This is a genomic window from Marinobacter sp., from assembly GCF_040904845.1.
Taxonomy (GTDB): Bacteria; Pseudomonadota; Gammaproteobacteria; order Pseudomonadales; family Oleiphilaceae; genus Marinobacter.
Window position 1 is genome coordinate 1 of the sequence record NZ_JBBDSR010000031.1, and the last position, 8660, is coordinate 8660.

General features: G+C 57.3%; 8 protein-coding genes and 1 pseudogene. 1 reads left to right on the forward strand and 8 read right to left on the reverse strand.

Annotated elements, in window-relative coordinates; translation table 11 throughout:
• Nucleotides 1–21 precede the first annotated feature (21 nt).
• The 4 genes from WD429_RS03245 to WD429_RS03260 form a co-directional block, all read right to left on the reverse strand.
• Entirely contained in the window at nucleotides 22–543 is a 522-nt protein-coding gene (locus tag WD429_RS03245; RefSeq protein WP_368420737.1) for a transposase, read from the reverse strand.
• Nucleotides 544–823: 280 nt separating this feature from the next.
• Nucleotides 824–1135, reverse strand: coding sequence for an MGMT family protein (locus tag WD429_RS03250; protein WP_368420738.1), 312 nt, complete (start codon nucleotides 1133–1135; stop codon nucleotides 824–826).
• Nucleotides 1136–1280: 145 nt separating this feature from the next.
• Nucleotides 1281–2603, reverse strand: coding sequence for an MFS transporter (locus WD429_RS03255; protein WP_368420744.1), 1323 nt, complete (start codon nucleotides 2601–2603; stop codon nucleotides 1281–1283).
• A 90-nt stretch (nucleotides 2604–2693) separates the two neighbouring features.
• Nucleotides 2694–3176 carry a YajQ family cyclic di-GMP-binding protein gene (locus WD429_RS03260; protein ID WP_368420739.1) on the reverse strand — a complete coding sequence of 161 codons (483 nt, stop codon included), beginning with the start codon at nucleotides 3174–3176 and terminating at the stop codon, nucleotides 2694–2696.
• Between the two features lie 118 nt (nucleotides 3177–3294).
• Here WD429_RS03260 and WD429_RS03265 point away from each other — a divergent pair, with 118 nt between their 5' ends.
• Nucleotides 3295–4266 (forward strand): response regulator, encoded by a 972-nt coding sequence (locus WD429_RS03265; protein WP_368420740.1) that lies wholly within the window; start codon nucleotides 3295–3297, stop codon nucleotides 4264–4266.
• Between the two features lie 407 nt (nucleotides 4267–4673).
• Here the strand turns inward: WD429_RS03265 and WD429_RS03270 are convergent, their stop codons facing one another.
• From WD429_RS03270 to WD429_RS03285, 4 genes and pseudogenes are all read right to left on the reverse strand, one after another.
• On the reverse strand, nucleotides 4674–5885 hold the full coding sequence (locus WD429_RS03270) for an argininosuccinate synthase (RefSeq protein WP_368420741.1): 1212 nt from the start codon (nucleotides 5883–5885) through the stop codon (nucleotides 4674–4676).
• Between the two features lie 76 nt (nucleotides 5886–5961).
• Nucleotides 5962–6366 (reverse strand): flagellar export chaperone FliS, encoded by a 405-nt coding sequence (gene fliS, locus WD429_RS03275; protein WP_368420742.1) that lies wholly within the window; start codon nucleotides 6364–6366, stop codon nucleotides 5962–5964.
• A gap of 36 nt (nucleotides 6367–6402) precedes the next feature.
• Nucleotides 6403–8388, reverse strand: coding sequence for a flagellar filament capping protein FliD (gene fliD / locus WD429_RS03280; protein WP_368420743.1), 1986 nt, complete (start codon nucleotides 8386–8388; stop codon nucleotides 6403–6405).
• Nucleotides 8389–8591: 203 nt separating this feature from the next.
• Nucleotides 8592–8660 (reverse strand): annotated as a pseudogene (locus WD429_RS03285) (flagellar biosynthesis protein FlaG); the annotation flags it as partial.

Sequence of the window (8660 nt, forward strand, 5' to 3'; positions counted from 1 at the left end):
ACCTAACCCCAAAACCGCCCCCTATTCCCGACCAACCCCCACCAAAACCTCCTCACCAACCGCCCAATCCACCGGCAGCATCCCCTCCCGAACATACCGATGAAAACTGGAATACGGCCAATCCGCGGCCCGCGAGACGTATCCATGCTTCACCGGATTAAAGTGAATGTAATCAACATGCCTCGCAAAATCCAAATCATCCCTGACAGTGTGTTCCCAAAACCGCTTCTGCCAAATGGACTGAGAAATCAGGCCTGCTTCTCCCGGTAGACGCTGCAAGCGCTTGGTGAACCCGGTCTTTATCAAACGCCAACGGAGCGAGTAATCATCATCTTCACCGGGCAGCGTCCAGACGCAATGAATGTGGTCAGGCAAAACTACCATCGCGTCGATGGAAAACGGGTACCGTGGCAAAACGGAGCGAAAGGAAGCCCGCAGACAGGAGACGGCAGATGGGGACTTTAGAATCGGTGCGCGGTCAGCCGTCACGACCGTAAAAAAATAGGTGCCACCGGGAACACGGTTTCTTCGATAGTTCATCATACGTCCTTGTATGGTTCGTTTTTTTGTCGGATTACGGCCCGCCGGGCCTAATCCGACCTACGTTTTGCAGCCGCCATTCCTACCGCTTTCTGGTGTCGGATTACGGCTTCGCCTAATCCGACCTACGCGTCACATGCAGGTTCCACCGTAGGTCGGGTTAGCAAAGCGTAACCCGACAAATACCACGTCACATGCAGCTCCATTGCAGGCTCAAACGTAGGTCGGGTTAGCGCAGCGTAACCCGACAAATAAAGTCATGCCGGACCACTCGGCACCCACCTTACGGCTGCCACTGAAATCGCCGCATAGCGACTCTGCCACCCAATACCTCTACGCCTTCTTCCCGCAATTTATGAACCTGTGTTTCGTATGGGTCCGAACCTTGCGGAAACGCGATCTGACCGGTACTGCGGATGACCCGGTACCACGGGATAGAATGGCCTGCCGGCAATTTACCCAGGGCGCGACCTATAAAGCGTGCCTGGCGGCCAAGACCGGCCATGTCGGCGACCTGGCCGTAGCTGGCAACACAGCCCGGAGGGATCGAAGCAACGACCTGCCAGATTTTTTGCTCTTTTGTGGGTTCGGGCATCACTGAGCTCGCGGGTTGAGTGGGGTTGTCGGATTACGCTGCGCTAATCCGACCTACGTTCAGAGTTAACCTCGTTGCGTAATTGTGTAGGTCGGATTAGCAAAGCGTAATCCGACAATCCCCGTTAATCCACCCACGCCGAACCTCACCGAGTCTCACCAACACTCTCCATTTCCTCATTCCGCGGTGCCAAGGCATCCAGCCTTGCCCCCTGGCGGATCATAAAGACGGCCAGCAGGATCGCGGGCACGCCCATGAACCCGGAGACGAGAAAAAACTGGGCGTAGCCGAAGTCTGCCACGACGATGCCGGAGAAGCCGCCGATGAACTTGCCTGGCAGGGTCATCAGCGAGCTGAACAGCGCATACTGAGTGGCGGTGAAGGAGGCGCTGGTCATGCTGGAAAGCCAGGCGATCAACGCCACGTTGGCGATGCCGCCACTGAGGTTATCAGCGCTGACCACCGCAGCGAGGGTTACGATATCGGGCGGATACTGGGCCAGCACAACAAACAGCAGGTTGGTGGCCGCCGTCATCACCGCGCCAATCAGGAGAATCCTGCGAACGCCGTAGCGCATGACCATCACCCCGCCCAGGAGTGAGCCGGCGATGGTCATGAAGAAACCGAAAATCTTGGTGACATCCGCCACCTGGGTTTTGCTGAAGCCCATGAAATCCAGGTAGAACGGATTGGCCATCACCCCCATGGCAATGTCGGATATGCGGTACACCGCCACCATCACCAGAATCAGAATGGCCAGCTCTTTGTAGCGCCGGAAGAAATCCAGAAACGGCCCCGCGACGGCGGCGTAGAACCAGCCAATCATCCGCGCCAGGCGGGGATTCAGATGGGCGCGGTTGCTGGCTTCCTCTTCGATCTTGTGGGCTATGTCCTGAGCGGCGGCAAAATGGTTCACCTTCGGCTCGCGCACCACCAGAACGGTGATCGCGCCCACGCCCACCAGCAGGGCCATGACTTCGTAGGACACCTGCCAGGACCAGAATTCCGCCAGATAGAGCGCACCGGCACCGGCCACCAGCAATGCCAGCCGGTAGCCGAAAATATAGGTGGCGGCCAGTGCCGCCTGCAGTCGCTCTTCGGCAATTTCGATACGGTAGGCATCAATGGCCACATCCTGCGTGGCCGAGGAAAACGCCACCAACAGCCCGCACAGGGCCATCATCTCCGGAGCGGCAATGGCATCCACTTGCGCCATTAAATACAGCCCGGTGGCAATGCCCGCCTGCGCCAGCAGAATCCAGCTACGACGCTTGCCCAGCAAGCGATCCAGCAGCGGCAGTTTCAGCCGATCCACCACCGGTGCCCAGAACACCTTGATGGAATAGGTAATGCCCAGCCAACTGAAAAACCCGATGGTGGCGGTTTCCACGCCCACATCCGCCAGGCGAGCGTTCAGCGTGGAAAACACCAGCAGAAATGGCAGGCCTGCGGAAAACCCCAGAAACAGCAGGGCGATGACCTGCCAGCGGGTGTAGGTATAGAGCGCGTCCCTGAGCAGCGCCAGGCGGGTTCCGGATAAGATGGTGCGGCCTCCGGATCAGTCGCGGAAATTGTTGAACTGCAGAGGAATCTCCAGCTCGGTTTCCTTCAGCAGGGCGATGGCGGTTTGCAGGTCGTCCCGCTTCTTGCCGGTCACCCGCACTTTGTCACCCTGAATGCTGGCCTGTACCTTCAGCTTGGCTTCTTTGATCATCTTGACGATTTTCTTCGCCATGTCGGTTTCGATGCCCTGCTTCAGCAACAGGTGTTGCTTTACCAGCTTGCCGGATTTGCTCTCGCCGTCCTCGGTCAGGGCGCGGCCGTCGATTTTGCGTTTGGCAAAGGCCATACGGAGCATTTCCATCAATTGCTCCAGCTGAAACTCCTGCTCGGCACCGATGGTAATGCCCTTGTCGTCATGCTCGATACTCGCTTCCACGTTCTTGAAATCCCAGCGAGTGGCCAGATCTTTCTTCGCCTGATCCACCGCGTTGGTCACTTCGTGCATGTCGATTTCTGAAACAATGTCAAAAGAGGGCATGGTCGTTATTCTCCGCTCACTGTTAGGGGTATACTTTAGCCACTGATATTAAGGGCGAAGCATAGCAAGACACGCACCTTACCGCATCTGACAATGGACTGGTTAAAAGTAGATAACAATGCCAAATCTGGATCTCCCCATCCTCGTAGTAGACGACGCGAAGTTCAGCAGTATGGTGGTTGGCCGCACCCTGCGAAATGCCGGATATCGCGACGTACGCATCGCCAATAATGCGACCGCAGCCCTCGCGCTGATTGAACAGCGCCCGGTGAGCGTGCTGATTGCCGATTGGCTGATGCCGGAAATGGACGGCCTGGAGCTGACCGACCAGGTCCGCCAGCAGGACGAACAGGACAACCACTACACCTACGTGATCCTGCTCACCGCACGGGAAAGTGTGGAAGCCCTGTCGGAAGCCTTTGATCGCGGCGTCGACGATTTCATCTACAAATCCGACATGACCAAGCAGCTGATTCCACGCATCTTCGCCGCCGACCGCATGGCGGACCGCCAGAACACCCTGCTGCGCGCCAATTCCCTGCTGATCGAAAACAACCGGGAGCTGGAAGCCACCAACATCATCGATCTGGAAACCGGGCTGTGCAACAACAAGTACACCCGGGAGCGGCTGGGTAAAACCCTGCGCCACGCCGAGTCCCGAAACGGCTCGACCGCCTATGTGCTGTGCGGCGTGCGTAACTGGCAGGAACTCAAGCGCAAGCACCCGCCGTCGGTGATGAGCGAGCTGGCCATTGGCATCGCCCGCCGCCTGAGCCACCTGATCCGCCCGATGGACGCGCTGTGCCGGGTGGGTGACAACCAGTACGCCATCGTGGCTTATTTCCCCACCAGCGATAACTGCACCACTTCGGCGTTCCGGCGTGTGTTTGACGGCATTAACCACAAAGCCCTGAAAACCACCGCCGGGTATATTTCCGTGGAAGCCGGCATGGTGCTGTGCAAATCCGACGCCCAGAACGGCACGCCCAGTGTGCAGGACGTAGAGCGAGCCGCGGTTCAGGGCCTGGTGGATGCCTACGAAACCCGGCGGTTCACCGAAACCGCACCGGAACTCAAAGCAGACGCCTGAGGACCCTGTCGGATTACGGCCCTGCGGGCCTAATCCGACCTACAAACCCCCAAACTCACCGTAGGTCGGATTAGCACAGCGTAATCCGACAACACATTCCGTAACACTGCGACACACATCACAAACAGACTTGCCCGCCCGAAAGCCCTATTCTGCAATTGTGGATTTAAGCAGTATCCGCCCATTGGTGGAGGAGCCGTGTAGTACCTCCGCCGTCGTATGGGAAACGAGTCCGCAGAATTAACGAATTTTTCAGGCACTTTCGTTCTTTCCTTGAGTTTTGATTTCAAGCCAGCTCCCATGAGCTGGCTTTTTTATTGCCCGCCGTTCAGCCTCACCCCTACCCTAACGCCAGATACAAAAACGCCCGGACTGTGCCGGGCATTTTCGAAACCTGCGAGCCTGAATCAGAGCTTGCGGCCCTTGCCGGCCGCAATACGCAACCGCAGAGCGTTCAACTTGATGAAGCCTTCCGCGTCTTTCTGATCGTAGGCACCCTGGTCTTCCTCAAAGGTGGCGATCTTCTCATCAAACAGTGAGTCATCAGACTTGCGGCCAACCACGTCCACATTGCCCTTGTACAGCTTCAGGCGAACGGTACCGTTGACGTAGTGCTGGGTCTGGTCGATCAGTGCCTGCAGCGCTTCACGCTCCGGCGACCACCAGTAACCGTTGTAGACCACTTCCGCGTAGCGCGGCATGATGCTGTCTTTCAGGTGCGCCACTTCCCGGTCCAGCGTGATGGACTCGATGGCACGGTGCGCGCGCAGCATGATGGTGCCGCCCGGCGTTTCGTAGCAACCACGGGACTTCATGCCGACGTAACGGTTCTCGACGATGTCCAGACGGCCAATGCCGTTATCGCCGCCCACCTTGTTCAGGGTTTCCAGTACCACGTGAGCCTTCATGTCCTGACCGTCGATGGCAACGATGTCGCCCTTTTTGTAGGTCAGTTCAATGTAAGTTGGCTGGTCTGGTGCCGCTTCGGGCGAGACGCTCCAGCGCCACATGTCTTCCTCGGCTTCCGCCCAAGGATCTTCCAGGTTGATGCCTTCGTAGGAGATGTGCAGCAGGTTGGCATCCATGGAGTAAGGGGACTTGCCCTTTTTCTTCTCCACCGGAATGTTGCGCTCGTCGCAATAGGTCAGCAGTTTCTCGCGGGAGTTGAGGTCCCACTCGCGCCAGGGCGCAATCACTCGCACACCAGGCTTCAGCGCGTAGGCACCCAGCTCGAAACGCACCTGGTCGTTACCCTTGCCAGTCGCGCCGTGGGAAATGGCATCTGCGCCGGTTTCATTGGCAATGTCGATCAGGCGTTTGGCAATCAGCGGGCGGGCAATGGAGGTGCCCAACAGGTATTCGCCTTCGTAGACGGTGTTGGCGCGGAACATAGGGAACACGTAATCACGCACGAATTCCTCGCGCAGGTCCTCAATGTAGATCTCCTTCACGCCCAGGGCTTCCGCCTTGGCACGCGCCGGTTCCACTTCCTCGCCCTGGCCGATGTCGGCGGTAAAGGTCACCACCTCACAGTTGTAGGTGTCCTGCAGCCAGCGAACGATGACAGACGTGTCCAGCCCACCGGAATAGGCCAGCACCACCTTCTTGATATCAGACATACCCTTGCTCCAAATCCTGAAATCGGGGTCAGTAAAAGAAGGCGCATATTGTACGGGAGAGCGGGGGGAATGGCTATCAGCCCGCGACCTGAGCCTGCTGCCCCGCTACCTCTTCACGGATACCGTCCCAGCCTTCTTTCATGGACCGTAGCAGGTCGGCCACTTCATCAAGCTTGGCGACATCGTTCTTTGCGTTTGCTTCGAACAGGGTGCGCTCCATATAGTCATAAAGACCTTCAAGACGCACAGCGAGATCTCCGCCCTTCTCAAAATCCAGGAAGCCGCGCAGGCCGCCGAGGATTTCAATGGCCTTGGAGATGAGCTTGCCTTTGCCCTCAAAGTCCTTCGCCTGCATCCGGGCCTTGGCCATGTTGATGCGCTCCAGGGCTCCGTTGTACAGAAGCTGGACCAGCTTGTGTGGATCCGCATCGATGATGCTGGTTTGGGTGTTGACCCGCTGGTATGCCTGCAAACCGTTCATAGGTAACCTCTTTATCCGCTCTTTAAGCAATAATTATCAATTATTGCCATTGTTCTGTGGTGCCAATGCAGCAAGCTGCTGGGTGACGTAGTCCCGGGTACTATTGAGCTGGGAAATCAGAGCATCTGCAGCGCTGAACTGGCTGACCAGGCGCTCCCGGTAAGCTGCGAGCCGCTCATCCAGCCTGGTGTGGCTTTCCTGAATCTGGTCCAGCTCACGGTTAAGGCTGTCTGTACGGGATTCAAAGGCACCGCCAGCGCCCACCATGTTGGTGACCAGGTCCACAGTGCGCTCGCCAACCCCTTCAATGAAGGTTATTGAGCCACGATCACCTGTCTGGTCTCCCAAAATCCGAACCTGCAGGCCGGATGCACCACCGTTATCACTGGACAAAAACAGAACCTGTCCATCGCCCTCTGCTGTCCTGCCATCGATCGTCCCGGCCACATCCAGCCCACTGGTACTGGAATTGGTGTCCAGGCCGAATGTAGCCGCATTTTCCGCAGAAGACAGCGAAACACCCGACTCACTGCCATAGCTGGAAGAAGTGAAGCTCAGGTTACCTGCGCCATCCACTCCGGCCTGAACCGAAACACCGGCCGCACTCAATGCATCGTTGGCATCCAGCTGCGCCTGAATCTCGTCCAGCATGCTTTGCTGGTCGGCATAGGCACCCTGAGTCAGTGCCAGGTTGGCCGTAATATCGCCATTTACCTTCAGGGTAAGCTCGTCATTGGTATCGGTGATATCGAAGCTGTTGCCCAACGCAGTCCCGCCCACAAGCTGGCCACGAGTGGCCGCCTGAGTCACGTTGATGTCGTATTTTCCCGGTTCCGTGTCCACGCCACTGCGCACAAACTCAACCTGGCCATCAGAGGTTCTGCCCTGCTCAGCAAACAGCGCTGTAACATCATCCGGATTGGCCTTGAGCTGCTTCTCGAACTTCTCCCGGTCAAACTCGAGCCCACCGGTTTCCCAGTCGGTGGTAATGCCCACATCCGCCAGGCTGCGCACACCGGCATTCTCCATACCTGGAACAACACGGGTAAGAATGCCCCGCAACTGGTTCTGGATGTTACGAACGGTGGAATCACCCGTCAGCAGACTGCCAGTGCCGGTCTCTGTGTCGAACCCGGCAAGACTGTCGATGGTGGACTGCAGCGCATTGAACTTGTCGACAAAGCCCTGAACCCGATCCGCCACCGCACCCAGATCCTGCTCCACCTTGACAGTCGACGTGCCGAGGGCGGCGACATCAAAGGTCAGACCGTCGATCACATTTTCGAAGGTGTTGGAGGAGCGGGTGACTTCAACGCCATTGACGCTCATCACCGCATCACTGGCAGCAATGGTTTCCTGGAGGCCAGCATCCGGGTCCATAGCGTCGTTGAACGCGAAACGAGAAAGCCCCTCGTTGTCCGTATTGGTGCCACCGGTATCGTCACTGACAGAAATACTGACAGAATTGGCGGTGCCGGTATCGTCAGCGGAAAGCACCAATTGGTATCCGTCACCGGTATCAATTACACCGGCGGAGACCCCGGCATCGGATTCATTGATGGCATTCGCCAGCCCCTGCAACGAATCATTGCTGCTATCAATCGTAACGTTGGTGATCTTGTCACCCACTGAAAGCTCCAGGGTGCCCTGGCCAACGCTGGTTGAGTCCCGGTCCGCAAATACCGCCTGAGACGCCAGGGCCTGTGCAGATGCCAGGCTGGTCACCTCAACACTGTAGGTGCCCCGGCTCGCCTTGGTGCTGTCAACCGACACCCCGATATCCCCATTGGATGACGATGCCGAAAAAGCCTTCAGGTTATCCGGCGAACTGAGTTGACGCATGGGCAAGCGCAGCTCGGTTACAGCACTGCGGAGCTTGCCGTACGCCGAAATCAGAGCCTCGGAACGCTGCTGATTAAAATTCAGCCGCTGTTCCGTCGGCTTACGCTCCGCCGCGACCAGTTGGTCAACCAGATCGGAGGTAAGAACCCCGGAACCAATGCCTAACGATGAAATTGACATAACCCTGTCTCCTCAAGGGAGCGAAAATCGCTTCTGTACAGTTTATCGGCAAGAGGCGGCAAAACTTTGCCTATTTAACCCTCTAGTTTGTAACACTATGTAGCCGAAACCCCCTCCCCCAAAACGCAGAACACCGCCGGCCCCTCTCGGGTGCGGCGGTGCTGAAAGTCCGTCGTTTACATCAGGTCAGAAGCGGCAAGCCTCTACACCTTGATGTTAAATAACGTCAGCGGTTCATCCTGCTGCAAGTTTTCTGCCAACCTCAATGCAAC